This is a genomic window from Streptomyces sp. NPDC033180 (genome assembly GCF_055577645.1).
Window position 1 is genome coordinate 216776 of record NZ_JBVIPU010000013.1, and the last position, 21143, is coordinate 237918.

18 protein-coding genes are annotated in these 21143 nt (G+C 72.7%); 10 read left to right on the plus strand and 8 right to left on the minus strand.

Annotated features, from left to right (window positions below):
• Positions 1-103 precede the first annotated feature (103 nt).
• Positions 104-349, plus strand: a complete 246-nt coding sequence (locus ACZ5WE_RS29745; RefSeq protein WP_467693529.1) for a DUF2630 family protein — start codon at positions 104-106, stop codon at positions 347-349.
• Between the two features lie 522 nt (positions 350-871).
• Here ACZ5WE_RS29745 and ACZ5WE_RS29750 read toward each other — a convergent pair.
• From ACZ5WE_RS29750 to ACZ5WE_RS29765, 4 genes are all read right to left on the minus strand, one after another.
• Positions 872-1573 carry an HAD family hydrolase gene (locus ACZ5WE_RS29750; protein WP_467693531.1) on the minus strand — a complete coding sequence of 234 codons (702 nt, stop codon included), beginning with the start codon at positions 1571-1573 and terminating at the stop codon, positions 872-874.
• Between the two features lie 315 nt (positions 1574-1888).
• Positions 1889-2599, minus strand: a complete 711-nt coding sequence (locus ACZ5WE_RS29755; protein WP_467693532.1) for a phosphatase PAP2 family protein — start codon at positions 2597-2599, stop codon at positions 1889-1891.
• A 95-nt stretch (positions 2600-2694) separates the two neighbouring features.
• A complete protein-coding gene (locus ACZ5WE_RS29760; RefSeq protein WP_467693533.1) occupies positions 2695-3630 on the minus strand; it encodes a M56 family metallopeptidase in 936 nt (311 codons plus the stop codon).
• A 188-nt stretch (positions 3631-3818) separates the two neighbouring features.
• Positions 3819-4382, minus strand: a complete 564-nt coding sequence (locus ACZ5WE_RS29765) for a DUF5134 domain-containing protein (RefSeq protein WP_467693535.1) — start codon at positions 4380-4382, stop codon at positions 3819-3821.
• 170 nt (positions 4383-4552) lie between these two features.
• Between ACZ5WE_RS29765 and ACZ5WE_RS29770 the strand changes: the two genes are divergently transcribed.
• The 3 genes from ACZ5WE_RS29770 to ACZ5WE_RS29780 all read left to right on the plus strand — a co-directional run bounded on the left by ACZ5WE_RS29770 (position 4553) and on the right by ACZ5WE_RS29780 (position 7365).
• Positions 4553-6235, plus strand: coding sequence for an FUSC family protein (locus ACZ5WE_RS29770; RefSeq protein WP_467693624.1), 1683 nt, complete (start codon positions 4553-4555; stop codon positions 6233-6235).
• 36 nt (positions 6236-6271) lie between these two features.
• Positions 6272-6727: a hypothetical protein gene (locus ACZ5WE_RS29775; RefSeq protein WP_467693536.1), complete on the plus strand. Its 456-nt coding sequence runs from the start codon at positions 6272-6274 to the stop codon at positions 6725-6727.
• A gap of 149 nt (positions 6728-6876) precedes the next feature.
• Positions 6877-7365 (plus strand): MarR family winged helix-turn-helix transcriptional regulator, encoded by a 489-nt coding sequence (locus ACZ5WE_RS29780; protein WP_467693626.1) that lies wholly within the window; start codon positions 6877-6879, stop codon positions 7363-7365.
• 58 nt (positions 7366-7423) lie between these two features.
• Here the strand turns inward: ACZ5WE_RS29780 and ACZ5WE_RS29785 are convergent, their stop codons facing one another.
• Entirely contained in the window at positions 7424-8200 is a 777-nt protein-coding gene (locus ACZ5WE_RS29785; protein WP_467693537.1) for a FadR/GntR family transcriptional regulator, read from the minus strand.
• Between the two features lie 159 nt (positions 8201-8359).
• Between ACZ5WE_RS29785 and ACZ5WE_RS29790 the strand changes: the two genes are divergently transcribed.
• The 6 genes from ACZ5WE_RS29790 to ACZ5WE_RS29815 all read left to right on the plus strand — a co-directional run bounded on the left by ACZ5WE_RS29790 (position 8360) and on the right by ACZ5WE_RS29815 (position 16665).
• Positions 8360-9658: a M20 family metallopeptidase gene (locus tag ACZ5WE_RS29790; protein WP_467693538.1), complete on the plus strand. Its 1299-nt coding sequence runs from the start codon at positions 8360-8362 to the stop codon at positions 9656-9658.
• A complete protein-coding gene (locus ACZ5WE_RS29795) occupies positions 9658-11097 on the plus strand; it encodes an aldehyde dehydrogenase family protein (protein ID WP_467693539.1) in 1440 nt (479 codons plus the stop codon). Before ACZ5WE_RS29790 ends, ACZ5WE_RS29795 begins: the two co-directional genes overlap by 1 nt.
• A 172-nt stretch (positions 11098-11269) precedes the next feature.
• On the plus strand, positions 11270-12283 hold the full coding sequence (locus tag ACZ5WE_RS29800; protein WP_467693541.1) for an SDR family NAD(P)-dependent oxidoreductase: 1014 nt from the start codon (positions 11270-11272) through the stop codon (positions 12281-12283).
• Positions 12284-12429: 146 nt separating this feature from the next.
• Complete coding sequence (locus tag ACZ5WE_RS29805; protein WP_467693542.1) at positions 12430-12795, plus strand: DUF3311 domain-containing protein; 366 nt, start codon at positions 12430-12432, stop codon at positions 12793-12795.
• Entirely contained in the window at positions 12792-14327 is a 1536-nt protein-coding gene (locus tag ACZ5WE_RS29810) for a sodium:solute symporter family protein (protein WP_467693544.1), read from the plus strand. The genes ACZ5WE_RS29805 and ACZ5WE_RS29810 overlap by 4 nt, the downstream gene beginning before the upstream one ends.
• Before the next feature lie 10 nt (positions 14328-14337).
• Positions 14338-16665, plus strand: coding sequence for a penicillin acylase family protein (locus tag ACZ5WE_RS29815; protein ID WP_467693545.1), 2328 nt, complete (start codon positions 14338-14340; stop codon positions 16663-16665).
• Here the strand turns inward: ACZ5WE_RS29815 and ACZ5WE_RS29820 are convergent.
• The 3 genes from ACZ5WE_RS29820 to ACZ5WE_RS29830 all read right to left on the minus strand — a co-directional run bounded on the left by ACZ5WE_RS29820 (position 16638) and on the right by ACZ5WE_RS29830 (position 21039).
• On the minus strand, positions 16638-17714 hold the full coding sequence (locus tag ACZ5WE_RS29820) for a DUF917 domain-containing protein (protein ID WP_467693547.1): 1077 nt from the start codon (positions 17712-17714) through the stop codon (positions 16638-16640). The genes ACZ5WE_RS29815 and ACZ5WE_RS29820 overlap by 28 nt on opposite strands.
• Entirely contained in the window at positions 17707-19287 is a 1581-nt protein-coding gene (locus tag ACZ5WE_RS29825) for a hydantoinase/oxoprolinase N-terminal domain-containing protein (RefSeq protein ID WP_467693549.1), read from the minus strand. The genes ACZ5WE_RS29820 and ACZ5WE_RS29825 overlap by 8 nt, the downstream gene beginning before the upstream one ends.
• Before the next feature lie 363 nt (positions 19288-19650).
• A complete protein-coding gene (locus ACZ5WE_RS29830; RefSeq protein ID WP_467693551.1) occupies positions 19651-21039 on the minus strand; it encodes an NAD(P)/FAD-dependent oxidoreductase in 1389 nt (462 codons plus the stop codon).
• Positions 21040-21143 lie beyond the last annotated feature (104 nt).

The following is a 21143-nucleotide window of genomic DNA, read 5'->3' on the forward strand; positions in this document are numbered from 1 at the left end:
GACCTGGAGCAGGCAACACCGCGGGGGAGTGTTGCCTGCTCACAGGTGCCGATCGGCCGAACCCTCCTTACAGTGGGCCCGGGGGCCGAGGAGGCGTACTGAGATGGATCAAGAGCAGATTCTGTCCCGGATCGCGTCGATGGTCGACGACGAGCGGACGCTGCGGGAATCTCTGGCATCGGGAGCGATCGACGAGGCGACGGAGCGCGCGAGGCTCGGTGTGCTCGAGCGTGAACTCGACCAGTGCTGGGACCTGCTGCGCCAGCGGCGCGCGAAGGCGGAGTTCGGCGGAAACCCGGACGAGGCGCGGGTGCGGCCGGCCGCAGAGGTCGAGAACTACCGGTCCTGACGCCGCGCTCCCGATTCGCGCTCCTGATCACCCCCTGAGCGCAAGGCGGGCTTCGGCGACCCCGCCGGCTGAGGAGCCGGCGTGTGCGCGGGGCGGGGCCGGCCGTACGGAGGACAGCAGCTCCGTCACCTTCGACGGGCGCGGCGGCGTCTGCACGCCGCGGAGTGCGTACGCGGGCTGCCCCCAGGTCTTCGACGTCGCCCCTACCCGCGGGGGCGACGGTAGGGGCTTGGGCCGACCACCACGGGGACGTACGTACGGTCGTGGCCTCCTCGCGCGGAAGCGGGCAGCGGCAGCGGCAGCGCGACGGCCCGGCTCCGGTGAGAGCCAGGCGATTCCGCAGCACACCCTCCTTGCCGCCGCGCGTCCCGTACCTCAGCGTCAGTGTCAGCGGCGTGGCTGGGCGCGAGCGGGGAGCAGCCGTACGGGGAGCAGCCGTACGGCGATCACGCGAGCCCCTGCGGAAAGCCGTCCGGCAAGGTCCGGCAACATCCGGGAACGCCTGACATCCCGTCCAGCCTCTCAGCCCCGGTCGACGAGGCCGAGGACGGGGCGCAGGCCGTCCGGCCGCCGGTCCACGGGCAACGGGTCCACGAAGTGCACGGCACAGCCGAGCGCGGCGGCGCCGGCGTCCGCGTGCCGGTCGTCGCCGACCATCAGAGCGTCCGCCGGATCAACTCCGAGATCCTCGCAGGCGCGCGCGAACAGGCGGGCGTCCGGCTTCTGGATCTCGTGCTCGTACGACAGGGCGTACGCGTCGATGTACGGGTCAAGACCGTGGTCGCGGAAGACGGGCCGCAGGTCCCAGCCGATGTTGCTGACCACGGCGATGCGGACACCCCGTTCACGGAGCTCGCCGAGAACCTCGGCCGCGTCGGCGTAGGGGGACCAGGCCTCCGGCCGCATCTGGCGCTCGTACAGGGCGTCGTGCAGGAGCGGATCGGGCAGCGTGACCTCGCGCGAAAGGGCGGTGAACGCCGCGCGATGCTGTGCGGCGCTGCGGTCGCGCTGGGCCCACAGCTCGGCCAGGCGCTCGGGAACGACCTCGGGCCGCGCGCCGCCAGGCAGCGCACCGGCCCGCTCCAGACCGGCCGCCAGCCGCTCGAACTCGGCGTCGGGGAGCGGCATCCGCGCCTCCTGAAGCACCGCCCGCAGCCAGGCCCCGGTGGACTCGATACGGAACAGAGTCCCGGAGAAGTCGAAGAGCGCACCCTTGATCGTCATGCCATGGATCCTCCGGGACACCCTGAGCGACGGTCAAGTGCAGCTCGGATGCGGGGGTGTTGAGCGACAGGGGGCACACCCGGCAGCCGTCCGGTGAGCGGTCATCGCCAGGGCGAGGGCCGCCGCCAGGTGGTGCTGATGCTGTACGGCGCCACGCTCGACAGGCGGTCAAGTGCGCTCGGATGCGGCGGTGTTGAGCGACACGGATCGTCATGCGGGCGCTTGGGTGGTGGGGGCACGTGGGGTGGGTGTGAGGGGGAGCGGGGGGCTTTGGCGTCGGGTGTGGGGTGTTTGTGCGTCGCCGTCCAGGGGTGGCTAGTCCGTTGGTCGGGGTGTTTCGGTGGGGTGGGTGCCCGGGCGGTGGGCGTACGTGGTGATCGCGAGGGCGACCATCAGGGCGCCCAGGAGCCAGCCACCGACGACGTCCGACGGCCAGTGGACGCCGTTCCAGATGCGGGTCACGCCCACCCCGATGACGGAGACCGCGGCGACCGCGACTCCTGTGCGCCACACGGCGGGGCCCACGCCGTACATGCGCAGCAGCCACAGCAACAGCCCGCAGACCACCGTCGCCGTCAGGGCATGGCCGGAGGGGAACGCCGCGTAGTGCGCGGAGTCCACCGGGTCCGGCCACGTCGGGCGCGGCTTGTCGACCGCTGCCTTGAGTCCCTGCTGCACCACGGTGCCCACCACGCAGGTGACAGTGAGCCACAGGGCCAGCCAGTGCGCCCCGCGGAAGGCGAGCCACACCACAGCCACGGCGATCAAGGCGCGCATCGTCCACGGGTCCCACACCCAGTCGGTCAGGATGCGGCTCGCGTGGGTGAGGCCGTCGTGTGCGACGGCCCAGCGGTGCGTGGTGCGCGCGATGCCGCCGTCGACGGTGCCCAGCGGCCCCCATTCCAGCTCGACCAGAAGGATCAGCAGGAGTGAGGGGACGCTCAGGAGCGCGGCGGTGAGCGGGGCGCGGGGCCCCCGCGGACGGGGTGGACCGGGCGGCGATTCGAGCGGTGCGGCGGGGTGCATGGAGAGATCCTCGCCGACGGGCGGTGCCGGGGGCCATCCCGGGGCATGGTCCCGTGGGGTGAGTCCCGGCCGTCTCGGTCTCCGGCGGCAGGCCACTATCCCAGCGCGCGCAGCCCCGGCACGAACGTCACCAGGAGCGGGACCACCGGCACCAGCGCCGCGGCGGCCGTCAGCCGCAGCCGCCGCCCCGCGGTGAGCCGGGGCCGCGCGGACAGCAGCCGGTGGACCCGCTGCGGCACGTGTGCCTGCGGCGTCGGGCAGGGCCCGAACACGCCCCGGTCCTCGTTGAGCTCGATGAGCGCGAGGGCGATCGTGAGGCGCCCGAAACGCCGCGAGGCCACGTCGTCGGCGGCCAGCTCGACCAGGCGATGCATCTCGTCCCGGAACGCGGCGAAGACAGGCACCTGCGGGAACCCCGTGGCCAGCGCGCCCGAGCAGTGCAGGAGCCAGTCGTGCCGTGCCTGCGCGTGCCCCTGCTCATGGGCGAGCACGGCATCCAGCTGACGGCCCTTCAGGCGGCGCAACGCGGCGGTGGTGATGACCAGTTGAGGTGCTGACCCCGGCAGCCACCAGGCGTCGGGGCGCTCGCCCTCCAGGACGACGAGACGGTCGGCGCCCGGCTCCTCACCGGGCAACAGCGGTGCGCGCAGGAGGAGTTCGGTGCGCCCCTTGCGGCGCCTCGCCCGAGCCCGGGCGATCTCCCGGGTCAGCATCGCGGCGGTCCACACGCCGCCCAGGGCCAGTGCCACGGCGGTCGCGGGCGCCCAGGAGCCGCCCGCCCCGAGGGCGTACGCCTCGACGACGTCGTGCGGCGCGGGCGCGAAGACATGGCCCCGCACGGCCTGCCACGCGGCGGCGGCGCTCAGGGTCATCGACAGGGCGCAGCACATGAGCACGCCCGCCACGACGCACTGCCACGCCCACAGCGCGACCACCGGTTCGCGCTCCGGCCAGTCGCCGCGCGTGAGGAGGCGCGGGGCGACGACGGCGGTGAGGGCGCCCAGCAGCAACAGCGCAACGGGGAGCAACATGCGTCAAGACTATGAGGGTGGCGCTGCCGGAGGGTATGGCCTATCGCCTCAAGTGACGCACGCCACGGCCGATCGCGGGATAGCGCCCCTTACGGCCTTCAAGCTCCCTCGAGCCCCCCGCGCCCCCCGAGACTCCCGAGCCCCGGGGCCCCGGACGCCTCCCGTGGCGTTCTACGGCCCGTGGCGCCCTACAGCGTCAGCAGCATCGCGATCATGGAGATCCCCATGGCGAGTCTGCACGCCATCGCCAGTTCCGTGCGGTCGGCCCACCCCGTGACCGTCGCGCCGCCGCCCCCGTCCACCGTGGCGAGTGTCGGTACGGGCAGGAGGCGGACCCCCGAGCGCAGCACGTATCCGGCGAAGTACAGCAACAGGGCTCCGGTGAGGACCGGGGTGCCTCCGCCGCCGTGGCCCGCGTGTGCCGTGGGTGTCGCGGTCATGGCCACCGCCATGTAGACCATGGCGCAGGCACCGACCAGGTGATGCAGGTGGTGCCGATCCCGGCGGGCTGCCCAGAGCGTGCGGAGCGCCGCCGCGCCGAACACGGCCGCGTATCCGAGCCAGGCCCACCGCGGCGGGGCGAGGACGGCCGCGGGCAGGGCCATCAACGCCATCCCGAAGCCCATGAGTGCCTCTCCGCCGGCCGTTCGGCGCTGTGCCTCGAGCCTGCTGCGCATCCGCAGCAGGCAGTAGGACCCGGTCGCCGCGCACAGCGCGACGAGCAGCCAGCCGGCCTGCGCCGGTCCGTGCACCGCGCACCTCCCCGATCGACGGTGTCGTCGGGTCGATGCCCTCGCACGGGGTGTCGTACGCGAGCGCATGGGTGTACGCGGGGCGCGCGTGGGGGGCGGGAGCGACCCGGAGGTCAGCCCGAGGAAAATCGTTTCCGAGTAAAACACTTGCTAATGTTCTGGGTATGAGCATGAGCAGTACACCGCCACCTCCGCCCGGCCCGTCCTCCAGCCCCTCCCGCGTCCGTCCACTCCCCCTCGCCGGTGTGCTGCGGCCGGGCAAGCCGTCCGACATCTGGTTCAAGCCCGCGTCGAGCGTGGTCGTCGCCACCGCGATACCGAACCTCGCGCTCCTCGCGGCCGGTCGCCTCGACCTGGTCATGTACACGATGGCCGGATCGTTCTGCGCCCTCTACACCCACAACCTCCCGTACGCCGCGCGGGCCCGTGCCCTCGCCGGGGTCGTACTCGGGATGCTCGTCGGCGTCGGCATCGCCATGGTCACCGCCTCGTTCACCACGTCGGCGGCGGTGCTCGTGGCGGTCGGTGCGCTGCTCGCCGCCGCGCAGAAGACGCTCTGCGACGCGACCCGCATCGGCCCGCCCGGCCACCTCATCTTCACGTTCATCAGCTCCGCCACGCTGTTCGCGCCGCAGGCCATCGGGCAGGTCCCCGGTCACCTCGCCCTGACGCTCGGCGCGGGCGCCGTGGCCTGGCTCGTCGGCATGGCCCCCGCCCTGGTGCGCCCGCACGGCCCCGAACGCCGGGCCACCGCGCGGGCCCTGCGAGCGACTGCCGCGTACTTCGAGGCCACGGGCCCGGGGCGGGAGCGTGCCCGCCCGGCCGCGGCAGCCGCCGTCCACGCGGCGTGGCAGTCACTGCTCGCCGCCGGCGCCCGCACGGCGGCACGCCGCGCCCTGGAGCGCCTGGTCATCCGCGCCGAGGAAGCCCTGGCGGCGCCGGCTGACGCGGACCCCGCCCGGCTGCGCTCCTGGGCGGCGGGCCTGCGCGGCACGGGAGCGGTGCCGCGCCCCGGTGGCGTACGGCCCGGAGTGGAGGACGAACTCCTCGGAGCGGAAGCGGAGTTGGCGGCGGCGCAGTCGAAAGGGGCCTCCCTGTGGCGGCGCCTCGGCCCAGGATCACCGCTGCTGCCCATCGCGCTGCGCACGGCAGTCGGCTGCGCGCTCGCGGGTTACGCGTCGCTGGCCCTCGGCGTCGGCCGCCCCTACTGGGCGCTTGTCACTGCCGCGTCCCTCTACCAGGCCAACGTCACGCTCACCTGGAACAGGGGAGTGCAGCGCGTGGTCGGCAACCTCGTCGGAGTGCTCGCCTTCGCCGCGATCGCGCCACTGGCCCACCTCGGGCCCGCCGCGCTGATCGTCTGCTGCCTGGCGCTCGCCTTCGGCGCGGAGGCGCTGATGGGCCGCAATTACTGGCTGGGCAGTGTGTGCGTCACGCCGATGGCGCTTCTCGTCACCGAGTTCGCGCGGTTCCAGCAGCCCGGAGGGCTGATACTCGACCGGATCGTGGACACGTTGGTCGGTGCGCTGCTGGGCATCGTCGCGGCGATCGCCGTCACCAACCGGCGTGCCGCCGACCACATCGAGCTGGCCATCGACGCCACGGACAGGGCCCGGGCGCACGCCGAACGGGCCCTGGCGGCCCCGCTCCCCACCCCCGCAACCCTGCGCCCGGCACGCCGCGGCCTGACCGCCGCACTGGTCGACCTGCGCACCGCCCATGACGCGGCGGCGGGTGAATGGTGGCAACGCGCCCTGCCGGAGCAGCGGGTGCTGGTCGCCGAGCGGGCCGGACACCGTACGCTCGCGGCGACGGTACGTGGCATGGAGCAGGGCGAGCGCGTACAGGTGTGACGAGCAGGCGACACGCGGGGACGAGGACAGAGGCGCATGAGCAACGGAAGCGACGGAGCCACGGCGGGCAAGCCCCCCGCCCGCGCGAAAGCCGCCGACACGGGCACCGCCGGGCCCACTCCGAACGGCGCCGGGCCCACCCCGGACGGCGCCGCCTCCGCGTCGGGCAGCTCCGCGCCCGCGGGGGGTGGCGTCTACGCGTCGGGGGGCGCCGCGCCTGAGACGGGCCGTATGGGATCCGCGGTGAGCGGTGGCGCCCCCGCCGCGAGCAGCGCCGTCTCCGCGTCGGGTGATGGCATGCCGGCCAGGGATGCCGTCTCCGCATCGGGCAGCTCCGCGCCCGCGGGGAGCAGCGGCGTCTCCGCCTCGGGGGGTGCCGCTCCGGCAGGCGGTGCCGCCTCTGTGTCGGGCGGTGGTGGTGCCGTCGCCTCCGCATCGACCGCCGCGCCCACCGCGCCCACCGCCCCCGCCATGGGTGGTGTGGCGCCGTGACGAGTGACGCCACGCCCTCGTCGGATGGCGCCGCACCTGCGTCGGGCAGCTCCACACCTGCGTCGAGCCGTTCCGCATCCGCCGCGGGCAGCGCGTCGGGCGCCGCCGGTAGTGCCCCGCCCGCGCCCCGCGACACCGTCGCCGCCGTCGTGCGGCAGTGGCGGGCTGTGCGGCCGGACATCGACACCGGGCCCATGGAGGTCATCGGGCGCATCAACCGGTGTGCGGCCCTCCTTCAGCAGGCCGAGGACGCTCCGCTGCGTCGCGTTGGCCTGACGCGCCCCGAGTTCGATCTCCTCGGCGCGCTGCGCCGCACCGGTCACGAACTGACCCCCGGCGAACTGGCCCGCGAGACCTTCTCCTCGGGCGCCGCCGTCACCAAGCGCCTGAAGCAGCTCCAGGAGCGCGACCTGGTCGACCGGCGTGCCGACACCCGGGACCGCCGTGTCTCGCACGTCGGCCTGACCGACGCGGGGCGCGATCTGGTCGACTCGATCCTGCCCGATCAGCTCGCCTACGAGACCGTGGTCCTGGCGGGGCTCGACGAGGACGGCCAGGGTCAACTCAGCGCGCTGCTGGGGGATTTGCTGGGGCAGCTGGAGGGGCGGCTCGGGCTCTCGCCGGGGTTCCGGGGGTGACCCCCGCCCTCTGTCGTCTTCTGTCGCTCCCTGCCCTTCAGCTGAAGCTCCCTGCCCTTCAGTGATCCTCGACCGTCGCCGCGAGCAACTCCCTTGTCTCCGGCTCCACATGCTCCGCGTAGTACTCGTGCAGAGCCGTGCGTCCCAGCCGGGCGGCGAGAGGTCCATCCCCCGCGGTGATCGCTGCCAGGACCTCGCAGTGATGGGCTATGGAGCGCTGCATCCAGACCGCGGTGTCCGTGACGCCCGCGATCTTCTTCTCGATGACCTCCACCACCGCCTCGTGCACGGCGCGGGCGCACAGGCCCAGGAGGGAGTTGCCGCTCGCCTCGGCGATCGCGCGGTGAAAGAGCGCGTCCGCCTCGCTGAACGCGTGCAGGGACGCCGCGCCGCCGCGGCTGAGGGATTCCATGCGGGTGATCTGTTCGCGCATCCGGGCCAGGTCGTCCTCGCCGTGCAGGCGTGCCGCCAGGCGGTTGCTCTCGGCGTCCAACACCATGCGGAACTGCACCAGTTCGCCGAGCGTCGCCACGCTGGAGCGGGTCAGGCGCCCCAGGGCCTGGCTGAGATTGTCGGGGGAGACGCCGAGCACCTCGGCCCCCAGCGGGTCGCCGGGGCGGGAGCGGATCAGGCCCGCGGACTGCAGGACGCGCAGCGCCTCGCGGACCGTGGAGCGTCCCACGCCGAAGCGGTTGACCAGCTCGCGCTCGGCGGGCAGCCGGGAGCCGGGCGGCAGATCGCCGCTCAGGATGCGCTCCTCGATCTGTTCGGCCACCCGCTGGTAGGCGCGGACCGGTGTGACCGGCCGGAACAGGTCGGCGTCGTCGGCGGCCATCGGCCCGCCCCCTCCACGGTACGTAGCTGATACGCGGTGCCGGCGCGGGAAAACCAAGATCTGGTGGTTGACCCGGCCTCGAACGTGGAGGCAGAGTACGGGAACTCAACTGGTCTGACCAGTCGACTGGCCTCGCGGCCGGGCCGACTTGGAGGTTCCATGCATGCCAGCTCAAGGCACGCCGACTCAAGGCACGCCACCTCTAAGCACAGTGACTCAAGCGCGTCCTTTACCGTCCCGGACGTCGCCTCCGCCGCCGTCGCCTTCACCCAGGACCTGGTCCGGCTGCGTACCGTCAACGCGGCCGGAGCGACCGACGTGGAGCGGCCCGCGGCCGAACTCGTCGCCCGGCTGTTCACCGAGTTCGGCTGGGCGTACGACGTGGTGGAGGTCGCGCCGGGACGGCCCAACACCGTCGCCGTCATCGAGGGCGGTGGGGGCGAAGGGCCGACCCTGATGTTCGAAGGGCACATCGACGTCGTCACGGAGGGGGACCCGGCGGACTGGAGCGTCGATCCCTACGGCGCGGAGATCCGGGACGGCAGGCTGTGGGGGCGCGGCTCCGCCGACATGAAGTCCGGTGTGGCGGCGATGATTTACGCGGTGCGGGCGCTGCAGCTCGCAGGGCCCTTCCCGGGCCGCGTCGTCCTCGGCGTGCTGTGCGACGAGGAAGGGCTGATGCTCGGCGCGAAGGCGTTCGCCCGAACCCCGCTCGCGCGTGAGGTGGACGGAGTCATCGTCTGCGAGCCGGAGGGGTACGAGGTGTGCACCTCCGCCCGCGGCGGCATCCGGCTCCGGCTGGATCTCGACGGGGTGATGGCCCACGGCGCCATGCCGCAGGAGGCCAAGAGCCCGATCGTCGCGGGGGCGCGCATCGTCGAGACGCTCGCCCGCGTGCAGGACTGGGCCCGGGAGCGGTACGGCGCCCATCCGCACGCCGGCAGCGTGACTGTCACGCCGACCGTCCTGCACGGCGGTGACCCCGACCAGCTCAACGTCATCCCCGCGCATGGGCTCGTCGGCATCGACGTACGCACGATTCCGGGCACCGATCACGCGGAACTCATCGAGCGCGTGCGGGAGTTCGCGGCCGAGGCGGCCGGGACCGTGGGGGTGGGTGTCGGGCTCACCGTCGTCGATGACCGGCCCGCCATCGAGATCCCCGAAGACCACCCCGTGGTCACCGCCCTCATCGACGGACACCGCCAAGTACACGGAGCCGCACCGCCGTTCGGGGCAGTGCCCGGCACCACGGACGGAACCATCCTCACCCGCGACGCCGGCCTGCCGACCGTCGTCTACGGACCCGGCGGGAAGTGGATCGCGCACCAGAAGGATGAGTTCGTCGAGGTGCACGAGATCGTCGAGTACACGCGGGTGTACGCCGCCGCGGCGCTCTCTTTCCTGAACGGCACCAGCGGTGCCGACGTCGCCAACAGCGCCACCGGAGGTGCCTGATGACCTGGCCCGAAGGGCTGCCCGTCGGGGACGGCTGGGTGACCGTGCCCGACACTGGGCCCGTCCGCTTTCCGTACGACGGCAGTGAGATCGGCGCGGCTCCGATCGGTGACGAAGCCCTCGCAGTGCGGGCCGTCGAGCACGCCGCCGCGGTGCGGCTGAGGGTCGGCAGGCTCACCGCGGGCGTGCGGCGGCAGGTGCTCACAGGGGTCGCGGCGGCCCTGGCCGAGGCGGTGCCGGAGCTGGTGGACCTGCTCGTCCTGGAGACCGGGAAGCCCCGCGTCGACTGCGAGGTCGAGATGCGGCGGTCCGTGGCGACCTGGCAGTCCGCCGCCGACGAGGTGGCTCATCTGCACGGGGAGACCGTGCCGTTGGACCTCCAGCCGTCCGGAGAGGGCCTCTTCGGCTTCTGGACGCGACGGCCCGTCGGCGTGGTGGTCGGCATCGCGGGCTTCAACTACCCGGTCCTTCTCGCCTCCCACAAGATCGCGCCGGCGCTCGCCGCGGGCTGCCCCGTGATCGTCAAGCCCGCACCTGCGACACCGCTCACCACCTTGCGGCTCGTCCATCTCGTAAGGGAGCAGCTCGTGGCGGCCGGTGCACCGGCCGGAGCGGTGCAACTCGTCACGGGGGACGCGGAGGTGGGCCGTACGCTCACCACGCATCCGGAGGTCGCCGCGGTCTCCTTCACCGGGTCGGCCGCCGTCGGGCACCGCATCGCCCGGGACGCGGCGCCGCGCAAGGTGGTCCTCGAACTCGGCTCCAACGCGGCGCTCGTGGTGGCCGCGGACGCCGATCTCGACGCGGCGGTGGACGCGGTGGTGCGGGGCGGCTTCTACGCGTCGGGGCAGGCCTGCATCTCCGTGCAGCGGGTCATCGTCGTGGCCGCGGTTGCCGAGGAGTTCGAGAAGCGGCTCGCGGAGAGGCTGCCGGACGTGGTGGTCGGCGACCCCCGGGACCCCGCGACCCGGGTCTCGGCGCTCATCGACGAGACGGCGACGGACCGGGTGCTGGACTGGGTCGGGCGGGCCCGCGCGGCGGGCGCGCGCCTTGTGGCCGGGGGAGTTCGCGACGCGGGCGGCCGTTGCATCGCCCCGACCCTGCTCGCGGAGGTCCCCGACGGTGAACCCGCCTGGGACGAGGAGATCTTCGGCCCGGTCGTCTGCCTGCGCACGGCGGCGGACGTGCACGCCGCGTACGACCTCGTCAACGCGAGCCGCTACGGCCTCCACGCGGCCGTCTTCACCAACGACCTGCGGGCCGCGTTGGAGGCCGTGGACCGGCTGGAGGTCGGCGGCGTGGTGGTCAACGAAGTCCCCGGCTACCGCAGCGACATCGCCCCCTACGGCGGCGTCAAGGACTCGGGCATCGGCCGCGAGGGCCCCAGGTTCGCGATCGAGGAGCTGACGGTGACACGCATGGCCGTCATCCGGCCCTAGACCTTCAGCAGAGGCGGACACACGCCCGCCCCTCGGGCAGCCGCCCGTTGGCCGCCTCGTCCGCCGAAGACCGCGTCACCTGGGCGCCCGCCGCGGCATATCGCCCCGCCCCCAAGACCTCAGCCACAAGCCGCACCCGTCAGAGAGCCACACCCGTCAGAGAGGCACCACCATGGACTACGGCCATCTGTTCCGGCTCGACGGCCGCCGCGTCGCGGTCGTGGGCGGCGCGAGCGGCATCGGTCGCGAGGCCGCTCGCGCGCTGGTCGCCCAGGGCGCGCACGTCATCGTCGCCGACCGGGACACGCAGGGAGCGGCGGAGACCGCGGAGCTCGCGGTGGGCGGAAGCGGAGAGGGCCGCCCCGGCGCCGCGGTGCCCGGTGGCCCGGCGGCCAGGGTGCCCGCCTACCTCGCGGGGCCCGGCGCCTCGGACCGTACGGGGGCGGACGCACTGCCGACAGGCGCCCCGGCGCCGACCGCCCCGCACGCGACACCCGTCCACGGTGACCGCGCCGCCGACGCGGTTGCCGACCCCGGCGCGAACGCCTCGCCCGCATCCGGCGAGACGGCCCTCCCCGGCTACGGCACGGCCGTTCACCACCCCCTGGACGTCCTCGACCCCGACGCCGTCCGGGCCGCCGTCGCCGCATGGGGGCCACTCGACGGACTCGTCGTCACCGTCGGGGCCAACGTGCGCAAGCGCATCGCCGACTACAGCCTCGACGAGTTCGACCGCGTCATCGCGCTGAACCTGCGCTCCTATCTGACGCTCATCCAGGCCGTAGCTCCCGGCATGGCCGAGCGTGGCCGGGGGAGTGTGGTCGGGTTCGCCTCGATGCGGGCCTTCCAGGTGGAGCCGGGGCAGGGGCCGTACGCCGCGTCCAAGGCGGGGCTGATCCAATTGCTGCGGACCGCGGCCGCAGAATGGGGGCCGCAGGGCGTGCGGTTCAACGCTGTCGCGCCCGGCGTCGTCCGTACTCCGCTCACCGACCAGATCGCTGCCGACCCCGCATGGTTCGATGCCTACGCCCAGGCCTCCGCGCTCAAGCGGTGGGCCCGCGCCGACGAACTCGCCGGCGCCGTCGCCTATCTCGTGTCGGACGCGTCCACCTTCGTCACCGGCACCGTCCTGAGCGTCGACGGCGGCTGGACCGCGGTCGACGGCCGCTACGACCCGACCGTGTGATCCGTGTGATCCGTGTGATCCGTGCGATCGGTGTGATCCGTGCGCCTGCATGACCTGCATGACCTGCATGACCTGCACGGCCTGCACTGCCTGCGTGACCTCCCCGCCCCGCATGACCTCCCCGCCCCTCCCCAAGGAGCCCCCTCATGCCCCCCACAGCCGAAGACAGCGGCGAGCAGGGTTCACCGGACCCCGCGGCCTCGCCTCTCGACGGCCTCCCCACCCTCCGCGGCGTGGCCCGCCCCTCCCTCTGGCTGCTCCTCGTCCCCGTTCTGCTCTACGGCACCGCCCCGTTCGTGGCCAACCGCATCGAGCCGCGCATCCTAGGCGTCCCCTTCCTCCTGGCCTGGGTCATCGCCGCCACCGTGATCAGCCCCCTGGTCATCTGGCTCGCCGCCCGGCTCGACCCGGCGTACCGCGCGGGGGCCGTCGAACCCCTCCCGGCCGACGACCTCGTGGCCACCGACACCCGCGCCGACACTGGCACCGACATCGAAGGAGGCCGCCGATGAACGGCTCAGCAGCCGTCGCGACCACCATCTTCGGTCTCGCGATGGTCGCCACTATCGGTATCGGGGTGTGGAGCGCCCGCGGCCGGTCCAAGGGCCTCGCCGAGTGGTCCGTGTCCAGCCGCGGACTCGGCGTCCTGTTCATCTGGCTGCTGATGGCCGGCGAGACGTACACGAGCTTCTCGTTCCTCGGCACCGCGGGCTGGTCGTACTCCTTCGGAGCGCCGATCCTCTACCTCGTCGCCTATCTCACCGTCGGTTTCGCGGTCGCGTACGTCGTCGGCCCCGCGCTGTGGACATACGCGAGCAGGCACAGCCTCATCTCCATCGCGGACATCGCCGAATTCCGGTTCCGCTCACGGCCGGTGGGGATTCTCGTCGCCGTCGTCGCGACGGTCTTCATCGTCCCCTACATCCAGGTGCAGATTCAGGGCATGGGCGTCGTCGTGAACGCGATGACGTACGGCAGCGTCGACCTGAAAGTCGCCGCCGTCATTTCCTTCGTCGTGGCCGAGGTGTTCATCCTCGTGTCCGGGCTGCGCGGCTCGGCGTGGGTCAGCGCCCTCAAGGACATGCTGGTGATCGTCGCCGTCGTGTTCCTCGCCGTGTACATCCCGATGCACTACCTCGGCGGCTTCGGCGACTTCATGCAGCGCATGGTGACCGAGAAGCCCGAGTGGCTGACCTTCCCCGGGCACGAGTCCGGCGGCCGCAACGCCATGTGGTTCCTGAGCACCGTGGTGCTCAACGCCGTGACGATCACCATCTTCCCGACCACCGTCGCGGGCTACCTCAGCGCGAGGAGCCCGAACGCGCTGCGCCGCAACGCGCTGCTCCTGCCCTGGTACCAACTGCTCCTGTTCGTCCCGATGGTGGTCGGCGCGACGGCCCTGTTCGTTATGCCGACCCTGGGCAACCCCGATCTGGCGCTCTTCAGCCTCGTCACCGATTCGCTGCCCTCACCCGTCGTCGCGCTCATCGGCGTCGCGGGCGCCCTCTCGGCGATCGTGCCGATGAGCGTCTTCATGCTCTCCATCGGCACGCTGTGGGGACGCACGGTCCTCGGTGGCGGCAACGGCGCCGACCCGCGAGCACGCCGCCGCTTGCCGGGCAAGGCCGGTGACGCGAGCGACATGCGGACCAAGCGGCTCTCCCAACTGGTCTGCGTCATCGCGGGTTTGATCGCCCTCGCAGGCAGTCTCTTCTACCCCAACACCCTCGTGGAGCTCTCCGTCCTGTCGTACGAGGGTCTGGCTCAGTTGGTGCCAGTCGTGCTCCTCGCCCTGTTCTGGCGGCGGCTGACCGCGCGGGCCGCCGTCGCCGGGATGCTCACCGGGCTCGCGGTGATGACCGCGCTGTGGGCCACCGACAACGACCCGTACCACGGTGTCAACGGTGGCATCATCGCCCTCGCGGCCAACCTCGTCGTACTGCTCGCGGTCGTCCGGATCGCGCCGGGTCCCGGGCCGGCCGTCGTCGCCGCCAACCCGGCCGCACCGGACGAGAGTTCGGCGGAAACCACCGTGAAGTCGTGAAGGAGCCCCGATGACGGACAGAGACACCTTCGAGGTGCCGGGCCTCCAAGAGCCCGTGGAGATCCGGATCGACCAGTGGGGCGTCCCGCACCTGTACGCCGCGTCCCAGGACGACCTCTTCCTCGCCCAGGGCTTCAACGCCGCCCGCGACCGCCTCTTCCAGCTCGACCTGTGGCGACGGCGCGGACTCGGTCTGCTCGCCGAGGTACTGGGGGAGCGGTACGCCGAACACGACCGCGCGGCAAGGCTGTTCCTCTACCGCGGGGACATGGCCGAGGAATGGCGTGCGTACGGCGACGACACGGAGCGCGTGACGACAGCCTTCGTCAACGGCATCAACGCCTACGTCTCGCTGTGCCGCACGGATGAGGAGCAACTCCCGCCCGAATTCGCCCTGTTGGAATACGACCCCGCCTACTGGCAGCCCTCCGACGTGGCCCGTATCCGCAGCCACGGCCTCCAGTACAACCTCCGCGATGAAGTCGCCCGAGCCCTCACCCTGCGCGACCACGGCCCCGAGGCGGAGGAGCTGCGCCGCCGCCGCGAGCCCGCCCCGCACCGACTGCGCGTCCCCGAAGGCCTCGACCTGTCCGTCATCCCGTCCGACGTCCTGCGTGTGTACGAGATGGCCACCACGCCCCCATGGGCAGCCGGCGCGGCGCCCCGCCAGGGACTGGACGGCTCCAACAACTGGGTCATCTCCCCGTCCCGTACGGCCACCGGCCGCCCTCTTTTGGCCAACGACCCGCACCGCGGGATCGCCCTGCCCGCGCTGCGCTACCTCGCGCACCTCTCGGCGCCGGGCATCGACGTCATCGGAGCGGGGGAACCGGCGCTGCCCGGCATCTCCATCGGCCACAACGGCCACGTCGCCTTCGGCCTGACGATCTTCCCGATCGACCAGGAGGACTTGTACGTCTACCGCACGAACCCGGCGAACCCGCACGAGTACTGGTACGAGGACCGCTGGGAGCCGATGGCACACGTATCGGAATCGATCCCGGTGCGCGACGGCGAAGCGATCCGGGCCGACCTGTGGTTCACCCGGCACGGCCCGGTCATCCGTGAACTCCCCGAGCGCAACGCCGCGTTCGCGGTCCGCGCGGCCTGGCTTGGCCCCGGCATGGCTCCCTACCTGGGCAGCATGGACTACATGCGGGCGGCGAGCCCCGACGCGTTCGTGGCGGCGATGCGCCGCTGGGGCGCCCCCGGCGAGAACCAGGTCTACGCGTCCCCCGACGGCACGATCGGCTGGCGCCCCGCCGGACGGGTCCCCGTGCGCCCCGGCTGGGACGGCACCCTCCCGGTACCGGGCGACGGCCGCTACGAATGGGACGGTTTCCTGGACGTCGAGGACCTGCCTTCGGTCCGCGACCCGGCCCAGGGCTGGTTCGCCACGGCCAACCAACTGAACCTCCCGCCCACGTACCCGAACGCGGAGAAGACGGTGACGTACGACTGGTACGCCCCCACCCGCCACGACCGCATCACGGAGGAACTGAGCGCGCACGCGGCCTGGACGGTGCAGGACTGCGTACGCCTGCAGACGGACTGTGTGAGCCTGCCGGCGCGACGGGTGCAGCGGCTGCTCGCGGGGTTGGGACAGGACCAGGGTGCGGTGGCCACCGCCCTCTCCCTCCTTCGCGACTGGGACGCCCGTCTCACCGTCGATTCACCCGCCGCGGCCCTCTTCGAGGTCTGGTACCGGCGGCATCTGCGTCCCGCCCTCCTGGCGCGGGCCCTCGACGGGGTCGTGGGGGAGGAGCAGCGGGCGCGGGCCCTGGCGCGCGTCCTCCCGGTCGAGGACGCGGCGGCCGACCCGCGCGTCGACATGGAGCTCCTCGACGGTGACCCGGACCCCGCGCTGCTGCTCGGCACGCTCTGCGCGGCCTTCGACGAACTCGCCGGGCTCCTCGGGGCCGACTCGGCAACCTGGTCCTGGGGCGCCCTCCACCACGCCCACCCGCACCACCCCATCGCCGCCCTGCTCGACGGCCCCGCCCCCAAGTGGGCCTGTGTGGGGCCCGTTCCGCGCGGCGGCAGCGGGGACACCGTGGGGGCTGCCGCCTACGGGCCGGGGTTCCGGCAGACCGCGGGGGCCACCTTCCGGCTCGTGGTGGACGTCGGTTCGTGGGACGAGTCCGTGGCGATGAACTCCCCCGGGCAGTCCGGCGTTCCCGGCAGCCCGCACTACGACGACCTGTTCGCGAGCTGGGCCGCCGACGGTTCCTTCCCGCTCCTCTACTCCCGCGAGGCGGTGGAGAAGCACACGCGGCGGACGATCACGCTGCGGCCGTCCGCCGCGACGGCTCAGGCTGCCGACCCGAAGGGCAGGTAGTTCAGTTCGTACCCGAAGTAGCGGGGGCCGGTCAGCGCGAGGCCGGCCGGAGTGATCCAGCGCGGATCGCAGCGGGCGGCGATGACACTCACGCGCTGGCCGTAGCGCAGGCCCTCCGTGGTCACCGGGTCACCGGTCTCGCTGTCCAGGACGCAGATCAGGTCGGGCGTGGTCGCCACGGTCACTCCGTCCCGCGTGGCCACCAAGTGCTCGTTCTGGAACCCGAGTTCGAGCACCCGGCCCACGTCACCCCGCAGCCCCTCGACCCGGGCGTGACCGCGCGCGAAGCCGCCTTCCGTGCGACGGATCACGTCGACCACCTTGCCCGTCAGGAGAAAGATGCCGTCAAGCATCCCCCGCGCCGCCGCCACCGGATCGCCGTGCGCCGCGCGCGCCTCGCGCACCACCGCGCCGAGCCGACCGGCGAGCGTCAGTGTCGCCGGGACCAGGCCGACGGCGAGCTGGTCACCGCGCAGCACCGTGTCGGCGCAGCTGATCTGGCAGCCGAGCTCCACGCACACCGCGCGGGCGATCCGCTCGGCGGCGTGATTGTCCACGGCCTCGACGATGACCGTGTTGCCCTTGTCGTCGGCCAGAGCCATCGGCGAGTTGCTGATCCCGGCCAGGCCGGGCAGCACCATCTGTGCCTCGGGAAACGCCCGCCCCATCGCGTCCCCGTCCACGAGGGGCAGCCCGGCCCGCGCGGCGCACGCGATCGGCAGCATCGAGTTGACCCCGCCGACCTCCAGCGGCGTGAGGTGCGTGGCCCGGCGCCCGAGGTGTCGCTCCAGGGCACGCAGCGCGGCAAGGTCCTCGAGCCCGTTGGGCACCCGCTCCAGGAGGACGGTCGGTGCGCCCATGCCGGAGATGGGCACGACGGTCGCGTCGGCGTCGACCTCGTCGATGTGGGCGAGCCGCACCGGGCCGTGCGCGCGGATCGCCTCACGGGCGAGCAGTTTGCCGATGTAGGGGTCGCCGCCTCCCCCCGCGCCGAGGATGCCGGCGCCCCGGGCGATGTCGTCGAGGTTGTCGAGGGTGATCTCACGCACGGGACGTCGCCCCGGCGCCGGGCGCTGTGGCCTCGTTCAGACGCCCCAGGTCCAGATCGCCCACGGCCTTGACGCGGATGCGCGTCGCGCCGCCGGGCAGATAGGCGAGCGGCACCTCCTCGATGTCGACGACGCGTACGCTGCCGGGCCGCGCCCCGGCGTCCAGCGCACGCCCGACGGCCTCATCGCGGGCCCCGGCGAGCACCGTGTCCCGGTGTCCTTCGGGGACGCGGAAGACCCGGTCGACCTCGCCGCCGACCTGCGCGATCGCCGCGCCCACCGCGTTGGCCACGTCGAAGTGGCCCGGCCTGCGCACATCGGTGAAGCCGGGCAGCGCATCGGGCACGAGGATGGAACCGCCTCCCACGGCGACCACCGGCAGCACCGCCGCCGATGTCCGCATCCGGTCGACACCTTCGGCGAGGCGCTCGGCGACGCGGTCCAGGGCGTGCCCGGTGAACTCGGGGGCCAGACGCGCGACATGAGAGCCGTCGCCGATGGCCGCGCGGCCCGCCGCCACCGCGAGATCCGTAGCCGTGAGCCGCGTGCCGCCGAACACGAGGGCCTCCTGCGTGAGCAGGTAGCCCACCGACCGCGGCCCCGTCTCACCGTCGCACGACACCAGGGACCCGCCACCGATGCCGAGCGAAAGGACGTCGGGCATACGGAAGTTGGTGCGGATCCCCGCAGCCTTGCTCTCGCCCGCGGTCTCGCGCGGAAAGCCCCCGGTCAGGACGCCGATGTCGGCTGTGGTGCCGCCCACGTCGATGACCGCGCAGTCCCCGAGCCCGGAGAGGAGCGCCGCGCCCCGCATCGAGTTGGTCGGCCCCGAAGCGAACGTCGCGACGGGGCACGCACGCGCGAAGTCGGCATCCATCAGCGTTCCGTCGTTCTGCGACAGAAAGAACGGCGCCGTGATCGACACTTCGGCCAGTGCCTTGCCGAACGACTCGACGATGACCGTGGCCAGGTCCCGCAGCGATGCGTTGATGATCGTGGCGTTCTCCCGCGCGAGCAGCCCGACCCGGCCGAGCTCGTGCGAGAGCGAGAAGTGCACGCCCTCGCCGAGCTCCTCCCGCAGGATCTCGGCGGCACGCCACTCGTCCGCCTCCGCGACCGGAGAGAACACCGACGACACGGCGACCGAGGTGAGACCGCGCGCGGCGATGTCGGCGGCCGTCCGCCTCAGCTCGTCCGGGTCGAGCGGTGACAGGGGCCGGCCGTCGAACTCCCGTCCGCCGTGACAGAGATAGCCGTGCCCGCCGACGGCCGCCCGCTGCCGCGTCGGCCAGTCCGCCATGGGCGGCAGGGCGGCCGTGGCGGGCAGTCCGAGACGTACGGCGGCCACGGGAGTGAGCCGGGCGCCCTCGACGAGCGCGTTGAGGAACTGCGTGGTGCCGATCATCACCGCGGTGATGGATTCGGCGGGCGGTGCGAGGGCCTGGACCGCCGCGGTGACACCGGAGGTGATGTCGGGCGTGGTCGGTGTCTTGGTGGCCGCGAGCACGCGGTCGTCGTATCCGAGGAGGGCGGCGTCGGTGTTGGTCCCACCGACATCGATGCCGATACGCATGGTGGTGGAGTCCTTCGTGTGGCGGCGGGCGGGTGATGCGAAGTACGGACGTGGCGCGCGTCGTGATCAACCAGGCGGCGAGACGGCGGATTCCGGGGCGTCTTGGGGCCATCTGACGGCGGCATCGACCTTCAGACGAGGGCCGCGGCATTGCGGAGCCCTGAATCTCGGCCCTTTCGTCATCACGCCAAGGATCTCGGTACGTTGCGGCGGCGCCTACCCCACCACTGGTAGTCGCCGCGGGCCCGCACGACCAGAGACGCGGCGGCTGCCCCGACGTGCGCGCGATCCGGTGCTGTGCCCGCGCGAAGGCCGGTGCTCGCTTCCTGCGAGCACCGGCCTTCGAGTGAACTCCTCGACTGGCTACGGGAACAGCGGCTTCTCCGGGGCCATCGAACGCCCCGCCACCTCCGACGTCATCCGCGCATGGATCTCCTCCGGCGAGAGATAGACGTCCGTCTTCTCGAAGTCCGCGAGTGTGGCGGGTCGCTGGGACTGGAACCCGGTGCGTACGTAGTCGTCGCCCGCGAGCGCGTTGAGCCCCCAGTTCGCGGCCGTGCGGAAGCGCGCGGTGACGGTGCGCAGCGCCCCCAAGTGGTAGCCACGCGCGACGACCTGAGCGGGCAGACCCGTCAACTGCACACCCAGCGGCTTCGACACGGCCTGGATGCCGCCGAGGTCCACGACCAGGCCCATGTCCTTGTGCCGGTAGGCGGTCAGGGGCGTGCCGCGCAGCGCCGCGGTGACGTTCTTCGCGGCGGCCCACCCCTGGCGCATCGCGTGCTGGGCGGTCGGCGGGCAGATCGCGCCGCCGCCCTTGGCGAGGTCGGGGACGGCCGCCGCGTCGCCGAGCGCGAACACGCCGTCCATGCCCGGGACCGTCAGCTCCGGGTCGACGACCAGGCGGCCCTTGTTGGTCTCGGCGCCCAGCGTGGCGATGAGCGGGCTCGGCGCGACACCCGCGGTCCAGATCAGCGTCCGGCAGGGCAGCTCGCGTCCGTCGGTGAGGGTGACGGTGTCCTCGGTCACCTTGTCCACCGTCACGCCGAGCGACACCTCCAGGCCACGACGCCGCACGATGTCGAGGGCCTTCTCCCCGAGCCGGTCACCCAGTTCGGGCATCAGCTTCGGTGCCACATCGACCAGATGCCACTTGATCTGCGAGGGATCGAGCCCCGGGTACCGCTTGACGGCGGCACTCGTCAGGCGGTGCAGATACGCCGCCGTCTCCGTCCCCGCGTACCCGCCACCGACGACCACGAACTGCAGCCGGGACTCACGCTCGGCCCGGTCCGAGCTGGCCGCCGCCAGGTCGAGTTGCGAGATCACGTGGTCGCGGATCCAGGCGGCCTCGGCCAGCGTCTTCACACCGACGGCGTGCCGGTCGACTCCGGGAATGTCGAACTGCCGGGTCACGCTGCCCGGGGTCAGGACGAGGTAGTCGTAGCGCTCCACGACCTCCTCGCCGTTGATCTTCCGTACGATCACGGCCTTCGCGTTCGGGTCCACCCCGATGGCCCCGCCCGGCACGATCGCCGTACGGCGCAGCATGCGGCGCAGCGGGACCGCGACCGACTGCGGGGTCAGCACGCCCGAGGCGACGTGGGGAAGCAGGGGAAGATACAGCTGATGGTCCTGCGGGCTGATCAGCCGCAGTTCGGCGTCCTGCGCCTTGAGCGTCCGCTCCAGCTTGTGCGCGCACTCCATACCGGCGAAGCCACCGCCGATGATCAGAATCCGGGGACGTTGCATACGAGATCGCTCCAGGGTTGGGCGAGGGGTCCGGTCAATCCTCCGACGAGGGGCCGCCCGGCGCACGTCGGGTGCGCCGGGCGAGAAACCCGGGTACCCCAGAA